The sequence below is a fragment of the Bradyrhizobium sp. 153 genome, assembly GCF_023073835.1.
In the GTDB taxonomy this organism is placed as follows: domain Bacteria; phylum Pseudomonadota; class Alphaproteobacteria; order Rhizobiales; family Xanthobacteraceae; genus Bradyrhizobium.
Window position 1 is genome coordinate 106,925 of sequence record NZ_JADPKH010000017.1, and the last position, 18,985, is coordinate 125,909.

An 18,985-nucleotide genomic window follows, 5' to 3' on the forward strand; every position below is an offset into this window, starting at 1 on the left:
GCGCGTCAGAAATCGAGTGTGAGGCGGACGCAGGCCTTCTCGAGGCGGGACTTCAGCATTGCGAGCTTGGCGGTGAATTCGGTGAGCTCTTGCTCGTCGAACTCCTGGAAGACGAATTCCTTGATGGTCTTGTACTGCTCGTTGAGGCTCGCCAGGTGCTTCTGTGTCTTCTCGGTCAGGGACAGCCGGACCACCCTGGCGTCGGTCGGCGAGGGCCGACGGCGCAACAGGCCGTTTTTCTCGAGCAGCTTGGACTGGGTGGTGACGAACGACGGATCGACGTGGAGAAGCTTGGAGACGACGTTGACCGGAATGCCGTCGTCCTTATCGAGGTCGGAGATGGCCATCAGGATCAGCCATTGCGGGCCGCTGATGCCGAGCGTCCTCGCCCAGAACTGACGCAGCTCCTCCAGATACATGTTGATCGAAGAGATCTCCCAGGTGAAGCGCCTGATGATATCCAGATTGCCGACGGAGCGCAGGCGTGAACCCTCTTTCCTCGTTGCGGACACAGCGTCACTCCCGGTGAACTGATTCTTCAGGCCAGTGTTCGTAGCAGGCCATAGTCCACGCAAGCCTGTCCTGACGCAAGTGCAGAGCAGGGTAATTTCGTCACTAAAACTACAAAGATGATCAGCTCAGTTGATTGCTCCTTGAGCAGTCGGTGTTGCGCGCCGGGCACAGGTTCAGCAAAACCAAAAAGCTGATCTAATAAACTATTTTGATTACCGAACGACGCAGGCATATTGATCCATGACGGTGGGGGGTTCTCGATCGTCCCGTTGCAGGTGGTTCGCTCACGTCCCTCGCTCGAAGCGGGTGTGTCCGAAAGCGCAAAGCGGCCGAGCGGATTTGAGAGACGGAGATCTGGGGGGCCATACGGTCCGGTCTCCGTAAAATGAGCAACTTGGAGGTTTTAAATGAAACTGGTGAAGAGCCTTTTGCTCGCCACTGCGGCGGGTCTGATCGCCGTCGGTGGAGCCCAGGCGGCCGATCTTCCGGTCAAGGCCAAGGCGGTCGAATACGTCAAGATCTGCACGCTCTATGGTGCGGGTTTCTACTACATCCCGGGGACCGACACCTGCATCAAGCTGGGCGGTTATCTGCGTGCTGAAGTCGCCCTCAACGCGGGCGGCAACTACAGCGCCCAGTACAACGGCGTCTTCGCGGCGAACAACCGCTTGACGAACTACTACTCGATGCGCGCTCGTGAAGATCTCAACATCGACACGCGCACCGCGACCGAGTACGGCGTGGTCCGCACCTATTTCGACGCGGTCTTCACCTGGACGACCGGCAATTACGTCGGCACCGGTTCGGGCACGGGCGCCACCCAGTACAGCGGCACCCTCGGCCTCAACGCTGCGGGCACGGGCCTCGTCGGCTCCTCCAGCGGCAACGTCAACGGCACCGACGGCGGCATCTCGGGCGGCGCGCTCGGCGTCTACTATGCCTTCATCCAGTTCGCCGGCTTCACGATGGGTAAGGCGGTATCGCAGTTCGACGCGCCCTGGGTCAACTATCCCGGCAACAACTTCGACCAGTTGGTCGGCGGCAGCGGCTCGACCAACGGCGTCGCCCAGTTCACCTACACGGCCGATTTCGGCCAGGGCGTGACGGCGACGATCTCGGCGCAGGACCAGACTCAGTTCTTCACGACCAACCTCTGGAACACGGCGGGCATGAGCACCACCGGCGTCCTCGGCGGCGCCTACGGCTCGAACGACATCGGCGGCACCCGATCTCCCGACCTCGTCGGTATGGTCCGCGTCGACCAGGCCTGGGGTATGTTCCAGGCGTCGGTCGCCGCACACGACAACCACGTCGGCTATTACGGCGCCACTGAAGTCACCGGTCATCCGGAAGACAAGTGGGGCTGGGCCGTCCAACTCGCTCTGTCGATCAAGAACATTCCGACCGGCGCCGGCGACGTGATCAATCTGTCCGGCGTCTACACCGAGGGCGCGAGCCGCTACAACTTCCAGTCGCTGGCAGCGACCAGCTACTCGATGTTCGGCAGCTCGAACGCCGCTTATCAGAGCATCGGCTTCGCCGGCGTGTCTGACGCGGTGTTCGGCCCGGGCGGCAACCTCGAGCTGACCAAGACCTACGGCTTCCGGGGTGCCTACACCCACAACTGGAGCCCGTACTGGAACACGGCACTCTATGGTGCGTGGGCTGCGGTCAACTACAACGGCACCGCCAAGGGCCTGATCTGCGGCAGCGCGGCGTTCGCCACCCTGACCGGTACCTGCAACCCGGACTTCAACATTGGCCAGGTCGGCGTCATCACGCGCTGGACGCCGGTGAAGAACCTGACGTTCTCGGCTGACTTCACCTACAGCCATCTCGACCAGAAGTACTCGGGCGCGATCACGACCGGAGCACTGACGACTGTCGCCAAGCCGGCGGCCACCTACGAGCTGAAGGACCAGGACACCTACAGCCTGCTGCTGCGCGCACAGCGCAACTGGTAAGCTCGGTCTTCGAAGATGAAGCAGCCCCGGCGGGAAACCGCCGGGGCTTTTTTACAAGGAGGCGGTTCGGAATCGGCAGCCTCCCACGCAGTCGATGAAGACGTGCTATGCGATTCAATCGCCTCAGATTTATTTACTTACCTGAGTTACTAAGCTATATAGCTCTCAGCCGATTACGAAAGTTGCGGCTCTTGGCTTCACGCTAAGCCTCCAGAAACCTCCGGTGATGCCCCACCGGAGGTTTTTCGTTGTGGGAGTGCCTGTTTCAGCCGCGGATAGCGCGGGTGCGTGAGTTCGGCCGGTAGGCGAGGCGGCTGTGGCCGCCGCAGTAGGATTGGCCCTCCGGCGCAGCATTGCCGCAGAAGCAGAAATCGTCTTCGCCCGGCGTCGAGATCGGCCAGCGGCAGCGATTCTCAGACAGCTCCAGCAGCGAGCAGCGGTTGCCGTCGTCGATCGGCTCTGCAACCACGGGCATGCCGGTCTCGCCGTAGATCGTGGCGAGCATCTCGTATTGCAGCCGCGGGACGGCCCTCGACGCGCGCGCCGGCGCAAAGCCCCTGTCGTGAACCTTGCGGTCATCGACCGTCCGGCCCCGCGTCAGATTCAATCGGGACAGCTTGCCGATCACGGCGTTGCGGCTGACGCCGATGTCGGCGGCGATCTCTCGGCAGGAGAGGCCGGCGTCGAAGTGCCGCTTCAAGAGTTCAATGCGTTCGTCGGTCCAAGTTGGTGAAGCGGTCTGAGAAGGAGTCGGGGAAAGAGCAGGCATGTGTAACGGTCCCAGGTTGCAGATGTCGGCCATCCGCCTCTCGAGATCGGTCCGCCTCACGTCCGGCGCGCGCTCACGTCCTGCCATTGTCGCGGATCGACAAAAGCCCGTCCTTGATGGCGAGACGGATGCCTTCCTCGATCAATGTCCGCGCAACGCCGGGAACGCTCGTGCCGTGGGTGCCCTGTCTCACCAGTTTCTCCAGATAGGTGATGGTCGAGAGCGCCAAGGTTACGGGAATGCGGTCAGTCTCGGCTTTTTCGGTGGGCATGGCCCGAACGCTAGCCTCTTACTCGGGTACATAAAAGTAACGATTAAGACTCTATTTAGGTTCGGGGGTGCAAGTCAAATCCGGGCCAGACCGGTATGTCAGCCCGTTGGAATCGCTGGAGAAGTTCGGGCATGGCGCGGCACGTCGCCCGAAAGCCGGGCGGCGGCGTGGCGTCACCACATCAGGAGAGGCGCGCCGGCTCAGCCGTGCACGATCGCCTTTTCGATCATGCAATGGATACCCTTGGCGCCGTTAACGGTCTGCGTCACCCGCAGATCGGCGGCCAGGCTGCACAGCGTGTAGGCGTCCTCACGCGACAAGTTTCGCGTCTCGCCGAGCAGCGCGATCATGTCGCGCAGCGCGCGCACCACGCACTGGTCGAGGTCGGGGTCCATCGCCATGGTCATGTAGTGCGTCGCCGTCTCGGCGCGGGGATAGTCGAACTTGAGATCCTTGCGCAATGTCAGGCGGAAGCGGCCCCGGAGTGCAGTCTCGATCGCGGTGACGCAGACCTCGCCGTCGCCTTGCACGCCGTGCCCGTCGCCGCAGGAGAACAGCGCGCCCGGCACGAACACCGGCAAATAAAGTGTTGCGCCCGCGCCGAGCTCCTTGTTGTCGAGATTGCCGCCCATCGCGCGGGGGACCAGCGAGGAGATGCGGCCCCAGGCCGGCGGCGGCGACACGCCCATCACGCCGAAGAACGGTTTGAGCGGCAGGTCCAGACCCCATGGCATGCGGCCGGTCATCCGCGTTCGGTCGAGCGGGATGTTCAGGATACGCGTCGCGTGGAAATCGTCGGGCAGGGTGCCGGACAGCGGCTTGATCATGTTCCAGCCCCAATCCTGCCGGAGCTCGACGTCGAGGATCTCGACCGCGAGCACATCGCTGGGCTCGGCGCCTTCGACCGCGATCGGACCGGTGAGGATGTGGCCGGGCAGCATGCGCTCGTTCCTGGCGTGAACCTCCAACATCTCCGGCGGAATGTGAAACTGATTGCGGTCGGGCAGCATGTCCGGACCGCCGCTGATGGTGTCGATCGTCACCTCGTCGCCGCTGGCGATGGTGAGGACAGGCCTGAGCGCGGCTTCGAAGAAGCCCCAATGGCAGGTTTCGGGGCTGGAATGCAGGTGATGATGGGTCATTTGCCGGGTCCGGTTGGTTTCATCGGCCGCGGGCTTGACCCGGCGATCGATCCTCTTTCAAGAAGATTTCTGAAGAAGGCCGGGCCGGTCAAGCCCGCGCATGACGGGCACGATCATTCCAGCGAGGCTCTCCTGTTTTTCGCTCTCTCCAAGACCCTCGGCGTCGCGCTGCTGCCGATCAACCTCCTGGTCGAGCTTGGGATCGTGTCTGTCGTGCTGATGGCGACGCGCTTTGCCGCGTTCGGCCGCAAGCTTGCCGCAGTCACGCTGGTTCTGCTGGCGCTCGCAGCGTTCTCGCCGCTCGGCAATCTCTTGCTCTATCCGCTGGAGTCGCGCTTTGCGCCCTGGGATCCGTCGCGCGGTGCGCCCGACGGCATCATCGTGCTCGGCGGCTCCGTCGACACCGATCTGTCGGCGGCTCATCGCACGCCGGTGGTCGCGCACGCGGCCGATCGTCTGTTTGCGCCGGCCGAGCTCGCCCGCCGCTATCCCAATGCGCGTATCGTCTTCACCGGAGGCACGTCGAACCTGGTCTCGACCGTCGCGAGGGAAGCTGATTACTCCGCGCCAGTCCTGGAGAATGTCGGCATAGCGAAGCAACGCCTGATCCTCGAGCGGGACTCCCGCAACACCTGGGAGAATGCCATCTTCACGAAGCAATTGGTGTCGCCGAAGCCGGGCGAGCGCTGGCTTCTGGTGACGTCGGCCTTTCACATGCCGCGCTCGATGGGGATCTTTCGCAAGGCCGGATTTGACGTCGAAGCCTACCCGGTGGACTGGCGAATGGGCGGGCGTGACGATCTCTTTTCCTTCACCAATATGGGTGCGGACGGGCTTGGCCGAACCGACGTCGCCGTGCGCGAGTGGATCGGCCTCGTGGCCTACCGCCTGATGGGCAGGACCGGCGAGTTGCTTCCGGGGCCCACCAAGGACTAGAACGAGAGCCGCAAACAACAACAGGCGGCGCGCGATCGCCGGACCGGAGGACGCCATGCAACAGCAGAGCGCGGATAGGATCGACCTTGCTGCACTCGTCGCCGATCTCAACAGCCTGCTCCGGCTGAAGACGACGGTGATCGGCATGAAACTGTTCGCGCGCGCGGCGGACATGGAGGCGATGCCAAAAATCCGGCGGCCGAACGCGATCCACACCACCGACCAGATCGTCAGCATGGCCGCGCGTCTGGGATGGACCGTCGGCATCACGGCCGACGATCTCGTGGGTGCGCAATGCCGCGCCGTGATCGGTCTTGCGCCGCAGGATGATAAATGGCTCGCGGGCGACAGTTACGTCGGGGTGTGGCACGGCACGGCGGAAGATGCACGCAAGCGCCAGGAAGCGCTCGATGTGGTGCCGTTCGGGCAATATCAGGCGCTCGCCGTCAGCCCGCTCGCGAGCGGCAGGCTCGATCCGCCCGACATTTGCCTCGTTTACGCGACGCCCGGGCAGATGATCATCCTGATCAACGGGCTGCAATATACCGGCTACAGGAAGTTCGAATGGGGCGTGGTCGGGGAGACCGCCTGCGCGGATTCCTGGGGGCGGGCGCTCAAGACCGGCGAGCCCAGCCTGTCCTTGCCATGCTATGCTGAACGGCGCTATGGCGGCGTGCCGGACGAGGAGATGCTGATGGCCTTGAAGCCCTCGCACCTCGCCAAGGCAATCGAGGGCATGAAGGCGCTGGCTAAGAATGGCCTGCGCTATCCGATTCCGCCCTATGGCATTCAAAGCGACGTCCGTGCCGGCATGGGCGTGAGCTACGCGAAAAAGTAAAGGCCGATTATGAGCTCTGCGAAATTCGACATCGTCGTCTACGGCGCGACCGGTTTCACCGGCCAACTCGTCGCCGAATATCTGTCGGCGCATTACAAGGACGGCAAGGCGCTGACATGGGCGCTGGCCGGCCGCAGCCTCGACAAGCTGAGATCGGTGCGCGAAGCGATCGGCGCACACGCCGAGACGCCATTGATCGTGGCCGACGCGTCGGATGCGGCTTCGCTGAAGGCGATGGTGGCGCAGACCAGATCGGTGATCACGACGGTCGGACCGTATCAGTTCTACGGCGAGGAACTGCTCGCGGCCTGCGTCGCTGCGGGCGTGGATTATTTCGATCTCTGCGGCGAGCCGGTCTGGATGCGGAAGATGATCGACAAATACGAGGCCGCGGCCAAGGCAAGCGGCGCGCGCATCGTGTTTTCCTGCGGCTATGATTCCGTGCCGTTCGAGCTTGGCACTTTCTTCGTGCAGGAAGAGGCCAAGCGCGTGTTCGGCGCGCCGGCGCCGCGCGTCAAGGGCCGCGTGCGCGACATGCGTGGTACGCTGTCAGGCGGCACCGCGGCGAGTGCAAAAGCGACCTTCGATGCGGTTGCCAAGGACCTCAGCCTTGTCGCCATTCTCAACGACCATTTTGCACTGACGCCGGGCTTCACCGGCCCGAAGCAGCCGAAGGGCAACAGGGCGGTCTACGAGGAGGATCTGCAATCCTGGGCCGCACCGTTCATGATGGCACTGATCAACACGCGCAACGTCCATCGTTCCAACATGCTGATGGGCTTTCCCTACGGGAAGGAGTTCGTCTACGACGAGATGGTTCTGACCGGTCCCGGCGAGAAGGGTGAGGCCAACGCGAAGCGCGTGATGGCGGCCAATGCCGAGAAGACCGGGCCGAACGCGCCGAAGCCGGGCGAGGGGCCCTCGAAGGAGGAGCGCGAGAAGGGTCTCTTCAATCTGCTGTATGTTGCGATCGCGCCCGACGGCCGCCAGGTGCGCGCCGGCGTCACCGGTGACCGCGATCCCGGCTACGGCTCGACCTCGAAGATGATCTCCGAATGCGCGATCTGCCTGCTGCGCGATGCGGCTGACGTTCCGGCCGGCTTCTGGACACCGGGTGCAGCGATGCAGCACAAGCTGATCAAGCGGTTGCGTGACAATGCGGGGCTGACGTTCGAGGTGGAGACGTAGCTCCTCGCCTCTCGTCGCAAGCTGCGGGGCAATCGCATATGGCGCTTTGCGCGCCCTGAGCGCGCGCCTCGTCCTTCGAGACGCCCGCTTCGCGGTCTCCTCAGGATGAGGCTAAGCAGCATCAGTGCTCGTTGAAATGAGTGCCGCGTACCCGGTCGTCATCCTGAGGGCCCGCCAAATCACACCGCCCGCGCGTCATAGGCGTACATGAAATCCATGCCCTTGGCGCCGAGTGGCAGGAGCCACTTCAGCATCTGATTGCGAACCCACGCACCGGTGGCGCTAAACTCGCGCTTGCTGTTGCCATTGCGGCGCGCCATGGCGACGATCTTTTCGGTGCGCGGGCGGCGCGAGGCCTCGAAGGTCTGGAACGTGGCGCTGAGCTCCTGCCCCTCCTGCATCAGCCGCGCGAGCCGCATCGCATCCTCCAGCGCCAGCGAAGCGCCTTGGCCGGCATGGGGGCTGGTCGCATGCGCCGCATCGCCGATTAGCAGCGAGCGCTTGCGCGACCAGGTCGGCAAGGTCGCGACGTCGAGCGTGTCGGTGACGACGATGTTCTCGGCCGCTTCGATGATGTCGGAAATCGGATCGTGCCAGCCGCGATGGAAGCCGCGCAGATGCTGCTTCAGCGTCGCGTGGTCGAGCGCGCGAAACATCACCGCGTCCATGCCGTGCGCCGGCTGTGTGCTCCACCACATCACGCCGTCGTCCGGATCGGGGCTGCAATAGCCGTAGCCGAAGAAGCCACTCTGTCCGAACGTGGTCTCGACGTGGCGGCCGATCGACCTGCCGTCGAGCACCGCGTGCGGCACGAAGCCGCCGAAGCCGATCAGTCCGGTGTTGAACGGCTGCGGCCCGTCCGGCACCACCTGGCAGCGCGCCACCGAGTGAACGCCGTCGGCGCCGATCAGGAAGTCGCCCTCGGCCGTGGTGCCGTCGGCGAAGTAGGCGATGATCGGCTGGTCGCCGCGGTCCTCGATCTTGATCAGGCGCTTCTCGAAGTAGAGTGAGACGCAGGCACACCAGGCCTTGTCGATCAGGATTTCGTTCAGCGTGGCGCGGGAGATGTTGACGGCCGGCTGGCCGAAGCGCCGCTCCATGTCGCGGTTGATCGAGCCGAGCCGCTCGCCGTCCTGCGAATAGAAGTCGAAGGCCTCCGCGACCGAGCCGCGGCTGATCAACTCTTTCGCAAGGCCGATCTCGTCCATGACATGCATGCCGTTCGGTGCGATCTGAAGGCCGCCGCCAATGCCCTTCGAATAGGGCCAGGCCTCATAGATCGCCGACTCGATGCCGGCCCGGCGAAGCAGGACCGCGGCGACGGGCCCGGCGATGCCGGCGCCGATGATCAGGGCCTTGCGGGGACGATAGGACATGGCTTGCTCCCGACGTTTCCGTGGTGCTAGGAGAAATCACGGCTGCTAAATCTCTTAGTGGCTAAGATATATACCGACTAAGCGACGAGGCGAATCTTGTCAAGGACGAAGGCGCGCGATGCGCTGTTGCAGGAGCTCGAGGAGGCGATGCGCAGGTCGTCCGCGCAGGGCGTGCTCTACGGCCAGACCGTTGCGAACGTTGCCGGAATTGCCAATTCCGACCTTGAATGCATGGACATCCTGTATCTCGAAGGCCGTGTCACTGCGGGCCGGCTCGCCGAGGTCACGGGGCTCACGACCGGCGCCATCACCGGCGTGGTCGACCGGCTCGAAAAGGCTGGCCTGGTGCGCCGTGAACGCGACGAGACCGATCGTCGGAAGGTTTTCATCGCGGTCGTGCCGGACGCGGCGATGAAGATCGGTCAGTTCTACGTACCGATGCAGCAGGCGATGGAGAAGGTGTTCGGCGGCTATTCAGACGAGGAACTGCGTCTGCTGCTGCGCTTCGCCAATGAGGGCTACAAGGCCGTGCTCGCAGCCACGGAGGCGCTCAAGGGCCTGCTCGAGACCCGCCGGAGAAGCGTCCCGCTCTCAAGCTGAAGAAGCTTCGTCGTCAGCCTTGATCTTGTAGACCTGTGCGGCCGCGATCATGCCCCACATCGCGCCCAGCATCATCCAGAAGTGCCGCCAGTGGTCGGTGTCGATCACAAAACTTTCGCCGACAGTGCCGATGAAGGCAGAGAACACCGCGAGATAGGCGCGCTGCCAGGGCACGCGGACGAAGATGTGGCGGAAGCCCATGATGACGGTGGTGAAGACCAGCGCGGGATAGCACACCCCGGAGAGCCAGCCGCCGGACATGAAGGCGTTGAGATAGGAGTTGTGGGTGTCCTCGGGGAAGAAGCGGTGGAATTGCAGGGGGCCGATGCCGAACGGCAGGTCGAGCGCCATCTCGGCGCCGAGGATGTGGCGGCCGAACCGGCCGAAGCGGCCCTCGTCATAGCTCTGGTCGAAGCTCGCGCGCTGCTTGAACATCTCGGCAATCGAGTCGAATGACAGCAGCACCGCGATCAAGGCCAGTCCCAGCACCGCGGCGACGATCGCCATGACGATGATGCGGGAGCGCTGCGCGTTGGTGCGGCTGGTCAACACCATCAGCGCCAGCATGAAGGCGGAGGTCAACACCAAGCCGCCCCAGGCGGCGCGGGAGAAGGCGAGCAGGATCGCCAGCGACATGAGGCCGAAGCCGATGACATTGCGGAACGCCTTGCCGAGCTTGTCCGAAACCACGCTCTGGAGCGAGAACAGCGCCGGCAGGATGAGGAAGGCGCCGAGCACGTTCGGATCCTTGAACGTGCCGCGCGCGCGTCCGTAGAGCGTGAGGAGATCGTCTCCGCCGGGGATCAGGTGGAAGTAACCGGCGACCGCCAATAACGAGGCCACCATGGCGCCGACCACGAGCCCGCGGCGAAGCATGTCGAGCCGGGCCGCCGTATCCTCCGAGGTGACCATCGCGAAGAACACCACGGTCACCGCCATATACCAGGAGGTCGCGATCCAGCTCGCCACCTCGGACTGATCGAGCAGCGGGATCGCGCTGATGGTGTAGCCGACATTGAGCAGGACCAATATCAGCACCAGCGGCATCAGCGCGAGCTTCAGCCGCAGACCGGTGGCAAAGAAGGTGACAGTCGCGAGCAGCGTCGCGATCTCGTAGGGACTCGGCTCGATGAACACGATCGCGCCCGACGCGCCGACCAGCCATACCAGCGCGCGCTGGAGGGCCAGCACGCCGGGTGCAGCCCGTACGGCTACGTTCACTTCACCGGCTGTCGCCGCATACGCCATCGCACGCTCATACGCTTACGCTACTGGTACGCCACAATACCGCTGTCATCGCCCGGCTTGACCGGGCGATCCAGTACTCCGCGGCGCCTATTGCGGACAACGGTTGGCGCTGCGGAGTACTGGATGCCCCGCCTTCGCGGGGCATGACAGATAAACTCAATTCAATACGCGTTCTCGTTCTTGGTTAGCAGCGAGATCGGCGTCTTCAGGAGAATGTAGAGATCGAACAGCACCGACCAGTTCTCGATGTAATAGAGGTCGAACTCGACGCGTTTCTGGATCTTCTCTTCATTGTCGATTTCGCCGCGCCAGCCGTTGATCTGCGCCCAGCCGGTGATGCCGGGCTTGACGCGGTGGCGCGCGAAGTAGCCGTCGACGGCTTCGTCGAACAGGCGGCTCTGGAGCTTGCCCTGCACCGCATGCGGACGCGGGCCGACCAGCGAGAGGTTGCCCGAGAAGACCACGTTGAAGAGCTGCGGCAACTCGTCGAGGCTGCTCTTGCGGATGAAGCGGCCGACGCGGGTGACGCGTGGATCGTTCTTGGTCACGACCTTCGAGGCGGTCGGATCGGCCTGATGGTGGTACATCGAGCGGAACTTGTAGACGTCGATCCGCTCGTTGTTGAAGCCGAAGCGTTTCTGGCGGAACAGCACCGGGCCGGGGCTGTCGAGCTTCACCGCCAACGCCACCAGTCCCATAACCGGCAGCGCGGCGAGCAGCGCGAGGCTGCCGACGATGCGGTCGAACAGCCATTTCATCACCAGATCCCAGTCGGTGATCGGCGCCTCGAACACGTCCAGCGTCGGCACTTCGCCGAGATAGGAATAGGAGCGGGGCCGGAAGCGCAGCTTGTTGGTGTGCGCGGAGAGGCGAATGTCGACCGGCAGCACCCAGAGCTTCTTCAGCATCTCCAGAATGCGGGTCTCCGCCGAGATCGGCAGCGCGAACAGCACGAGGTCGACACGAGTGCGGCGAGCGAATTCAACGATGTCGTCGACCTTGCCGAGCTTGCGCGCGCCGGCGCAGGTGTCGAGCGCGCGGCTGTCGTTGCGATCGTCGAACACGCCGAGTACGTGGATGTCGGAATCCTCCTGCGCCTTCAGCGCCTGGACCAGTTGCTCACCGTTGCTGTCGGAGCCGACGATGATGGTGCGGCGGTCGAGCCGGCCCTCGCGCGCCCAGCCGCGCACCAGCGAGCGCAGGATGAGACGCTCGGCCATCAGCGCGGCGAGCCCGAGGAAGTAGAAGGCGGCAAGCCACAGCCGCGACATTTCGCTGCCGAACTTGGCGAAGAACGAGATGCCGATGAAGAGCAGGAAGACGAACGACCAGGACGAGATCATCCGTGTCATCTGCCGAAGCTGCCCGCGGAACAACTGCACCTGGTAGATGTCGGCGGCCTGGAAACAGACCACAGCGGCGACCGCCACCGCGATAATCTCCGCAGGATAGACCCAGTTGAACCCACCGGCGAGCGGCATGACATAGCCGGCGTAGAGCGCAATACCGACGAGGCTGAGCAGCGCGAAATCAGCCAGGCGGACGAAGCCGGCGATCACGATGGGCGAATAGGCGCGGGCGACCTTCTGATTGACGACCTCGAGCGCTGCGGGCGAGAGCCGGCGGCGGCGCTCCACAAAGGGTTGGTCAGCCGGCTTCGCCGCGGCGCTGGTCGCGGCATCGAGCATCGAGCGTGCGTTGAGCGGTTCCACGAGCGTCCACGTCCATTCCAAAGCCCCGCGGCACGGCTTTTGCGCGCCCGGCAAGCATTCCCCGGCACCTCGATTATCGAACAAATCGGAAGATTTTCTAAAGCGGGCTTAAGAATGGTTAATGATTGGCAAATGCGTCGCGATAAGCGGCGAGCACGCCGTCGACCATCGCCTGCTGCGAAAAATGCGCCGAGATGCGCGCGCGCAGGGCGGTTGCGCGCTGGGCCGTCCCTTGCGGATCGTCGAGCGAGGCCGCGATCGCCTCGGCCATGGCCTCGGAATTGCTCGGCGCGAACAGGGCGGGGCTCTCCGGCCCGAAGATCTCGGGAATGCCGCCGATGCGGGCCGCGATCATGGGAATGCCGGCAGCACCAGCCTCGATCACGACATAGGGCATGGAATCGCCACGCGAGGGGACGACCAGCAGCCGGCCCTTGGAGAAGCCGTACCGCGCCTTGACGTGCCCGATGAAACGGATCGCGCTGGAGAGGCCGAGCCTCTCGACCTGAGCCTTCAGCGCCGCGGTTTCCTCGCCGTCGCCGCCGAGCGTCAGCGTGACCTTCTTGCCGTTCTCGTGCAGGCGCGCGACGGCATCGACCAGCAGATCCGCGCCCTTGATGTGCCTGAACTCGCCGACATAGGCGAGGTCGGTGGCATCCTCGGCAGTCGCGACGGGCTCGAACTCCTCCGGCGTGACGCCGTTGAAGACGCAATGCACCACGCCCTTGGGCGTGCCGACGATGCGTTGATAGGTGTCGCGGGCAAATGCGCTCTCGAACAGGAACAGGTCGGTCGCGTCCATCAGCGTGCGCTCGAGCCGCGCGTAGAACTCGCCCTTGAATGTGTTGAGGGGATAATGCAGCGAGCCGCCATGCGGGGTGTAGATGCGGATGGTGTCGTCGGAGCGTCGCCGCATGCGGATGAAGGCGCCGGCCTTGGCGCCATGGCCGTGCATGACGTCGGGCCTGAGCGTCGCGATCAGGCGTCGCATGCGAAGCCACACCAGGACGTCGTCAGGTGACGGTTCGCGGCGGATCGCGAGCCGGTGCACGCCGAGCTTCAGTCGCGGCGCGAGCTCGGCAAGCGCCTTGTCGGCGCGCTCGCCGCCGGTGAGGCTGTCGGCGAGGATGCCGACATGATGGCCGCGGTCGACCTGGCCATTGGCGACGTCGAGGATGTGGCGGAAGATGCCGCCAACTGGTGCGCGCACGGCGTGCAGGATGCGAAGCGGCCGGTCGGAAGAAGGGGGCATGATCAAAGCCAGCGCTCGACGGCAACTGCCGAACAATTCTCGTGAAATAATCGAGACGGATTAAGGGCCGTCATGGTTAACAAACGGTGACGGGGCGCCATGCGGCGGTTGCCGGACGCAGCGATTAACCCAGCGGCAACCTTAATGGAGTGTAGTCGCCCTGTTGAGGCAGCTTGTGGCGTTGCCCCTGCGGGAGTGTTCGATGCGTTTAGCGTTCTGGCGTGCCGGCAAGGACAAGGCGGTGATCGAGCGGGCTGTCTCAAGGTCCAAACCCGAAGCCGCGCCCAAGGTCGAGGCGAAGCCTGCGCCGGTTGCCGCGAAGCAGGCGCAAGTCGAATCTGGCGACATCGACCTGCACGCGCTCGGCGCGGCATTGGCGCGCAAGCGGGGCTGGATCATCGTGCCGACTGTGCTGGTGCTCGTTGCATCGGTTGTTGCCGTCAATCTCGTCACACCGCGCTACAAGTCTGAATCGCGGATCCTGATCGATGGCCGCGAGAACGTGTTCCTGCGCCCGAACAGCGACCGCACTGAAGAGCGGCAGGCGCTCGACGCCGAGGCCGTCACCAGCCAGGTGCAGCTCGTGCTGTCGCGCGATCTCGCGCGCGAGATCATCAAGAAGAACAAGCTCGCGGAGCGGCCCGAATTCGATCCGGTGCTGCAAGGCATCTCGCCGCTGAAGTCGCTGGCAGCGCTGGTCGGCATCGGCCGCGATCCGTTCTCGATGACACCGGAAGAGCGCGTGCTGGATGCCTATTACGAGCGCCTCCAGGCTTACGCCGTCGACAAGTCGCGCGTGATCGTGGTCGAATTCCAGTCTGCCGATCCCGAGCTCGCCGCGCGCGTCGCCAACTCTATCGCCGACGTTTATCTCGTGCTCCAGCAGGGTGTGCGCCAGGAGCAGGCCAAGAACGCCAGCCAGTGGCTGGCCGGCGAGATCGAGAATTTGCGCAAGAAGGTGTCCGAGGCGGAGGGGCGGGTCGAGGACTTCCGCTCCAAGTCGAGCCTGTTCGTCGGCACCAACAACACCACGCTGTCGAACCAGCAGATGGGCGAGATCAATACCCAGCTCAACAACGCGCGCTCGATCAAGGCCGACGCAGAATCCAAAGCGCGGCTGATCCGCGAAATGCTCCAGAGCGGAAAGCCGATCGAGGCATCGGAGGTGGTGAACTCCGAATTGATGCGGCGGCTGTCGGAGCAGCGGGTGACGCTGCGTGCGCAGCTCGCCGAGCAGTCATCCACGCTGCTCGGCAATCATCCCCGGATCAAGGAGTTGAAGGCGCAGCTTGGCGACCTCGACAATCAGATCCGCGACGAAGCGGCGAAGATTTCGCGTTCGCTCGAAAGCGACGCTCGAATCGCCAGCGGCCGGGTCGACGGTCTGACGGCGAGCCTCGAGCAGCTCAAGAAGCAGGCGGCATCCACCAACGGCCAGGACGTGCAGCTCCGCGCGCTCGAGCGCGAGGCCAAGGCGCAGCGCGACCTTCTGGAAACCTATCTCGCCAAGTATCGCGAGGCCAACACCCGCGAGACCATCGATACCGCCCCGACGGACGGCCGTATCATTTCGCGCGCCATCGTCTCGAATACCCCGGCCTACCCGAAGAAGCTGCCGATCGTGCTGATCGCGACGATTGCGACGCTGCTGCTGTCGTCCGGCGTCGTCGTCACCGGCGAGCTGCTGCGCCAGACTGCGCCGCGGGCTGTGGCTGCGGTCCTACCGTCACGGGCGACGGTGCGCCAAGAACCGGCAGCGGAGCTGGTGGTCGAGCCGAGGGTCGATCCCGTCGTCGACGAGCCCAGGCCGCTTCAGCCGGCGATGGCCGCTGAGGCCGACATGACCGAATTCGCCGAGATCGAGCAATTAGCCGAGAGCCTGCGCGCCGCGGGCGCGGCGGCGAAGAAGATTACGGTGCTCGGCACCGCGGCCGGCGACTCGATTACGCTCTCGGCGCTGACGCTCGCCCGGCATCTCGCGCGTGACGCACGCGTCGTCGTGGTCGATCTCGCCGCGTCCTCGCCGACCATTGCCGCGGTGGCCGTCGATGGCTCCGCGCCCGGCCTTGCCGAGCTGATGCAGGGCGAAGCGTCTTTCGCGCAGGTTATCACCCGGGACAAGCTGTCGCGGCTGCATCTGGTCATGGCCGGCCGCCCCGGCTTCGATCGCAGCCTGCTGCAATCACCGCGGGTGACGCTCGCGATCGATGCGCTGCTCCGGGCCTACGACCACGTGCTGCTGGATGCCGGCGGTGCCTCCGATCTGCCGGCCGAGTTGCTGACGGCCGATGCCCGCGCCGTCGTGGTGCCGGATGCATCGATGGCACAGGATGCGCGCACGCTGATGTGCGAGCAGCTGAGGGCCGTCGGCTTCAGCGACGTGACGATGCTAAGCAGGCCGGTGCTGCCGTCCGATGCGGTGGACGCGCCGCGCGTGGTGGCGGCGTAGGCGAGGGCGCTGCTCCCGGTAATCTACCGATCAGTGCTGCTCTTACCTCCCCCATCCAGGGGAGGGTAAGAGGCAGCCCGCAAATGGAGAGACGAGGGCGCCGGCGTTACCCGAACGCCTGACGCAGACTGCGCGCCAGGTCGAGCAGCATCTGGTTCTGCTTCACCAGCCGCTTGCCGCGGTTCAGCGAGGACATTGCCACCGCCGCGAGCCTTCCGCGCGAGGTCAACGGGACAAAGCTGTCGAAAATGTCCTCGTCGTCCTTGCAGAACATCCGCTTGTAGTCGTCCGAGCCGATGCCGAGGTCGAGCGAGCGGTAGCCGCGCTCGGCGCAGCGATCGATGATGTAGCGCATCAGGATCAGACCGGGACTGTAGCGGGCATTCTCGGACATCGTGTAGGTGTTGAACATCATCGAGAGGCGCTGGCCGTCGGCGACGCCGGCAAAGATCGCGATTACTTCCTCCTCGCATTCGAGCGCGTGGACGTCGATCACGCGTCCTTCTCCTCGCCGGGCGAGGGAGGCGCTGCGGATGAACTGTTCGACGCCCGGTTCGGCGAAGACGTTCGGCAGCTTCTGCTCCGCCATCCGTGCCGGCTTGACGCGGAAGAACCAGTCGAGCAGGCGCACGATGTCCGCATCCGTGGTCGCAAGGTGGTAGCGGTAGCCCGCGAGGGCCTGGAGCTTCTTCTCCTTGCTCTTGAGGCGACGACGGAAGGAATTGCTGATCCGCGATGCGGGCGGACCGCCCGGCTCCATCGCCAGCAACGGGCAGCCGTTGACCGAGCTCTGCCGCGGCAGCAGCGAAAACGGGTTCTGCTGATCGTGCCAGCGCTTAGGCTGCTGCGTCAGCGAGAGGACGTCGACATGCTCGCGCAGCGGTGCAAACAGCGCATCGAGATCGGCGAGAACGGCCTGTGCCGCGAATTCGGCGTTCCACAGGCCCATGTTGAAGGTGGTATGCTTGCCGCCCATGAAGCAGGCCGTGCGCACGCCGTGGGCTTGGCGCAGCGACAGCGGCAGCAGCACGAGCGGCCGGTGCTCGACGTCGCGGGCGATCACGACGAACGGGCGCGCGCCCTCGCGTTCGCCGACCAACTGCTGCCAGGGACCGAGCAGGTCAAACCGCTGATACGGCGTGAAGAGGTGGCCGCTCTCCTCGAAGGCGCGCCAGACCGCCTCGGCCTCGCCGAGATCAGCGACGATATCGACCTGGCCGATGCGGCCCGCTTTCGACCGCGCTGGCGCTTCTGCCGTCCGGCTTTGCATCGCCGCAGCCATGGTCATTCGCGAAACCTGTCGAGAAATCGAAAATATACGTATTTCGGCCGGTGGCCGACCTTTGCAAACAAATGTCAACAAAGGGTAATGACGATAGGAAAGGGAACAGGGGGCTGCGCGAAGGTGGGGACCTTGGCATCCGACGACAAATGGCTGGAGCGTCTTCGGCTTGAGCTGGCCTGGTTCAGCGGCCAGGCTGCGTTGCGCAGCCGTGGTGCCGGCGCCATCCTGCGCTTTGCGCATGTGCGGCCGCGGCGGCGCGGCGGCTTTCAGCCGCTGGGCGCGCACGAGATCACACCGCAGTTCCTCGACCGCGCCATTCGCGCGCTGAAGCAGTGGAAGTACGATTTCCTTGGCATGGACGAGGTCTGCCGCCGCGCGGTGACGCTGCCGGAGAAGCGGCGCTTCGTGGCGCTGACCTTCGATGGCGCCAACAAGGATTTCATCAACTTCGCCTATCCGGTGCTGGCGCGGCACGCTGTGCCTTGCACGATCTATGTCCCTACCGCCTTTCCCGACGGCGTCGGCGAAGCCTGGTGGCTCGGGCTCGAACGGATGATCGCGCGCGAGAGCCGCATCAGCCTGATGATGGGCGAGAAGGAGCAGCGCTTCACCGTCACCGACAATGCCGAGAAGCAGGCGCTGTTTTCGTATCTCGAGAGCTGGTTGCGTTCGCTACCGCCGGCGGATCTGTCGGCGTCGATCGCCGATCTTTGCGCGCGCTACCGGATAGACCTCGCCGCGATCTCGCGCGAGGCGTCGATGGGTTGGGAAGATCTGACGAAGCTCGCCGCCGATCCGCTCGTCACGATCGGCAGCGCGACCGTCAACTATCCTGTTCTCGCTAACATGAAGGATGCGGCCGCGCTCCGCGAGATGACCATGGGCAAGGCGGTCGCGGAAGCGGCTTTCCGCCGCGAGATCAGGCATTTCGCCTTTCCGTTCGGCGATCGCTCTTCGTTTGGGCGCAGCCACGTCGTGATGGCAGAGGAGGCCGGCTTTGCCAGCGCCGTGTCGACGATCCCGGGCATCGTGGATGCAGAGGGACGCACCAATCTGCGCGCGCTGCCGCGGATCTCGTGGGACGGCCGGGTACGATCGCTGCGCATGATGCGCGTGCTGGTGTCCGGCGTTGCCTTTGCGCCGGTGAAGCCGACCGGCAGTGCCGCGAACTAGAAGGGCTGCGAACTGGACTTGGCGCGATCGGGACGCTGCATCCAGCTCACGATCGGCATCGCCGGTAGCACCCATCCCATGCCAACGACCACGTAGTAGATCGCCTGGCGCCAGCCGGACTCGGCGATCCACGGCATCTGCGCCAGCGCCATGCCGAGCAGGGCCCAGACCGTGGCCAGCATCAGGAGCAGGATGGCGCCGAGGAACTTGCGGGTGCGGATCGTCATGGCGGGAGCTTGCTGCGTTGGCGTAACTTGCGCTGCGGGAGC

General features: G+C 64.5%; 17 protein-coding genes and 1 pseudogene. 7 read left to right on the forward strand and 11 right to left on the reverse strand.

Annotation, left to right across the window (positions count from 1 at the left end; all coding sequences use genetic code 11):
* Positions 1-5: 5 nt before the first annotated feature.
* Together IVA91_RS04420 and IVA91_RS04425 are read right to left on the reverse strand one after the other, a co-directional pair.
* On the reverse strand, positions 6-512 hold the full coding sequence (locus IVA91_RS04420; RefSeq protein ID WP_247458356.1) for a MarR family transcriptional regulator: 507 nt from the start codon (positions 510-512) through the stop codon (positions 6-8).
* Positions 513-538: 26 nt separating this feature from the next.
* Entirely contained in the window at positions 539-745 is a 207-nt protein-coding gene (locus IVA91_RS04425; protein ID WP_247458358.1) for a hypothetical protein, read from the reverse strand.
* A gap of 175 nt (positions 746-920) precedes the next feature.
* Between IVA91_RS04425 and IVA91_RS04430 the strand changes: the two genes are divergently transcribed.
* The gene (locus tag IVA91_RS04430; RefSeq protein ID WP_247458360.1) at positions 921-2,477 is read left to right on the forward strand and encodes a porin; all 1,557 of its coding nucleotides are present in this window, start codon (positions 921-923) and stop codon (positions 2,475-2,477) included.
* Between the two features lie 265 nt (positions 2,478-2,742).
* Here the strand turns inward: IVA91_RS04430 and IVA91_RS04435 are convergent, their stop codons facing one another.
* From IVA91_RS04435 to IVA91_RS04445, 3 genes are all read right to left on the reverse strand, one after another.
* Positions 2,743-3,246, reverse strand: a complete 504-nt coding sequence (locus IVA91_RS04435; RefSeq protein ID WP_247277086.1) for a GcrA family cell cycle regulator — start codon at positions 3,244-3,246, stop codon at positions 2,743-2,745.
* A 73-nt stretch (positions 3,247-3,319) separates the two neighbouring features.
* The gene (locus IVA91_RS04440) at positions 3,320-3,517 is read right to left on the reverse strand and encodes a hypothetical protein (protein ID WP_247458362.1); all 198 of its coding nucleotides are present in this window, start codon (positions 3,515-3,517) and stop codon (positions 3,320-3,322) included.
* A gap of 200 nt (positions 3,518-3,717) precedes the next feature.
* On the reverse strand, positions 3,718-4,659 hold the full coding sequence (locus tag IVA91_RS04445) for an acetamidase/formamidase family protein (RefSeq protein ID WP_247458364.1): 942 nt from the start codon (positions 4,657-4,659) through the stop codon (positions 3,718-3,720).
* Between the two features lie 168 nt (positions 4,660-4,827).
* On the opposite strand from IVA91_RS04445, the gene IVA91_RS04450 reads away from it, so the two are divergent.
* The 3 genes from IVA91_RS04450 to IVA91_RS04460 are packed head-to-tail and all read left to right on the forward strand — an operon-like array spanning position 4,828 to position 7,621.
* Positions 4,828-5,595, forward strand: coding sequence for a YdcF family protein (locus IVA91_RS04450; RefSeq protein ID WP_247277187.1), 768 nt, complete (start codon positions 4,828-4,830; stop codon positions 5,593-5,595).
* A 55-nt stretch (positions 5,596-5,650) separates the two neighbouring features.
* Positions 5,651-6,433: a DUF169 domain-containing protein gene (locus IVA91_RS04455; protein WP_247458366.1), complete on the forward strand. Its 783-nt coding sequence runs from the start codon at positions 5,651-5,653 to the stop codon at positions 6,431-6,433.
* A 9-nt stretch (positions 6,434-6,442) separates the two neighbouring features.
* Positions 6,443-7,621 (forward strand): saccharopine dehydrogenase NADP-binding domain-containing protein, encoded by a 1,179-nt coding sequence (locus IVA91_RS04460; RefSeq protein WP_247458367.1) that lies wholly within the window; start codon positions 6,443-6,445, stop codon positions 7,619-7,621.
* A 179-nt stretch (positions 7,622-7,800) separates the two neighbouring features.
* Here the strand turns inward: IVA91_RS04460 and IVA91_RS04465 are convergent, their stop codons facing one another.
* Positions 7,801-8,997: an FAD-dependent monooxygenase gene (locus tag IVA91_RS04465; protein WP_247458368.1), complete on the reverse strand. Its 1,197-nt coding sequence runs from the start codon at positions 8,995-8,997 to the stop codon at positions 7,801-7,803.
* A 147-nt stretch (positions 8,998-9,144) separates the two neighbouring features.
* Between IVA91_RS04465 and IVA91_RS04470 the strand changes: the two are divergent.
* Positions 9,145-9,620, forward strand: a pseudogene (locus tag IVA91_RS04470) (MarR family transcriptional regulator).
* On the opposite strand, the gene IVA91_RS04475 reads toward IVA91_RS04470, so the two are convergent.
* From IVA91_RS04475 to IVA91_RS04485, 3 genes are all read right to left on the reverse strand, one after another.
* Positions 9,589-10,845, reverse strand: coding sequence for an O-antigen ligase family protein (locus IVA91_RS04475; protein WP_247458370.1), 1,257 nt, complete (start codon positions 10,843-10,845; stop codon positions 9,589-9,591). The pseudogene IVA91_RS04470 and the gene IVA91_RS04475 overlap by 32 nt on opposite strands.
* Before the next feature lie 161 nt (positions 10,846-11,006).
* Positions 11,007-12,557: an undecaprenyl-phosphate glucose phosphotransferase gene (locus IVA91_RS04480; protein ID WP_247458372.1), complete on the reverse strand. Its 1,551-nt coding sequence runs from the start codon at positions 12,555-12,557 to the stop codon at positions 11,007-11,009.
* 118 nt (positions 12,558-12,675) lie between these two features.
* Positions 12,676-13,809, reverse strand: a complete 1,134-nt coding sequence (locus IVA91_RS04485) for a glycosyltransferase family 4 protein (RefSeq protein WP_247458374.1) — start codon at positions 13,807-13,809, stop codon at positions 12,676-12,678.
* A 202-nt stretch (positions 13,810-14,011) separates the two neighbouring features.
* On the opposite strand from IVA91_RS04485, the gene IVA91_RS04490 reads away from it, so the two are divergent.
* Positions 14,012-16,258, forward strand: a complete 2,247-nt coding sequence (locus IVA91_RS04490) for an exopolysaccharide transport family protein (protein WP_247458375.1) — start codon at positions 14,012-14,014, stop codon at positions 16,256-16,258.
* A gap of 106 nt (positions 16,259-16,364) precedes the next feature.
* Here IVA91_RS04490 and IVA91_RS04495 read toward each other — a convergent pair whose 3' ends face one another.
* The gene (locus tag IVA91_RS04495) at positions 16,365-17,546 is read right to left on the reverse strand and encodes a GNAT family N-acetyltransferase (RefSeq protein WP_247458376.1); all 1,182 of its coding nucleotides are present in this window, start codon (positions 17,544-17,546) and stop codon (positions 16,365-16,367) included.
* A gap of 126 nt (positions 17,547-17,672) precedes the next feature.
* On the opposite strand from IVA91_RS04495, the gene IVA91_RS04500 reads away from it, so the two are divergent.
* Positions 17,673-18,716, forward strand: a complete 1,044-nt coding sequence (locus IVA91_RS04500; protein WP_247458377.1) for a polysaccharide deacetylase family protein — start codon at positions 17,673-17,675, stop codon at positions 18,714-18,716.
* On the opposite strand, the gene IVA91_RS04505 is transcribed toward IVA91_RS04500, so the two are convergent.
* On the reverse strand, positions 18,713-18,943 hold the full coding sequence (locus IVA91_RS04505; protein ID WP_247277097.1) for a DUF2842 domain-containing protein: 231 nt from the start codon (positions 18,941-18,943) through the stop codon (positions 18,713-18,715). The two genes, IVA91_RS04500 and IVA91_RS04505, sit on opposite strands and share 4 nt — an antisense overlap.
* Between the last annotated feature and the right edge of the window lie 42 nt (positions 18,944-18,985).

Coding starts and splice junctions, on each gene's coding strand:
- IVA91_RS04455 (WP_247458366.1), top strand. CDS start 5,651: ATGCAACAGCAGAGCGCGGATAGGATCGACCTTGCTGCACTCGTCGCC.
- IVA91_RS04425 (WP_247458358.1), bottom strand. CDS start 745: ATGCCTGCGTCGTTCGGTAATCAAAATAGTTTATTAGATCAGCTTTTT.
- IVA91_RS04445 (WP_247458364.1), bottom strand. CDS start 4,659: ATGACCCATCATCACCTGCATTCCAGCCCCGAAACCTGCCATTGGGGC.
- IVA91_RS04485 (WP_247458374.1), bottom strand. CDS start 13,809: ATGCCCCCTTCTTCCGACCGGCCGCTTCGCATCCTGCACGCCGTGCGC.
- IVA91_RS04465 (WP_247458368.1), bottom strand. CDS start 8,997: ATGTCCTATCGTCCCCGCAAGGCCCTGATCATCGGCGCCGGCATCGCC.
- IVA91_RS04490 (WP_247458375.1), top strand. CDS start 14,012: ATGCGTTTAGCGTTCTGGCGTGCCGGCAAGGACAAGGCGGTGATCGAG.
- IVA91_RS04435 (WP_247277086.1), bottom strand. CDS start 3,246: ATGCCTGCTCTTTCCCCGACTCCTTCTCAGACCGCTTCACCAACTTGG.
- IVA91_RS04430 (WP_247458360.1), top strand. CDS start 921: ATGAAACTGGTGAAGAGCCTTTTGCTCGCCACTGCGGCGGGTCTGATC.
- IVA91_RS04505 (WP_247277097.1), bottom strand. CDS start 18,943: ATGACGATCCGCACCCGCAAGTTCCTCGGCGCCATCCTGCTCCTGATG.
- IVA91_RS04460 (WP_247458367.1), top strand. CDS start 6,443: ATGAGCTCTGCGAAATTCGACATCGTCGTCTACGGCGCGACCGGTTTC.
- IVA91_RS04440 (WP_247458362.1), bottom strand. CDS start 3,517: ATGCCCACCGAAAAAGCCGAGACTGACCGCATTCCCGTAACCTTGGCG.
- IVA91_RS04495 (WP_247458376.1), bottom strand. CDS start 17,546: ATGACCATGGCTGCGGCGATGCAAAGCCGGACGGCAGAAGCGCCAGCG.
- IVA91_RS04475 (WP_247458370.1), bottom strand. CDS start 10,845: ATGGCGTATGCGGCGACAGCCGGTGAAGTGAACGTAGCCGTACGGGCT.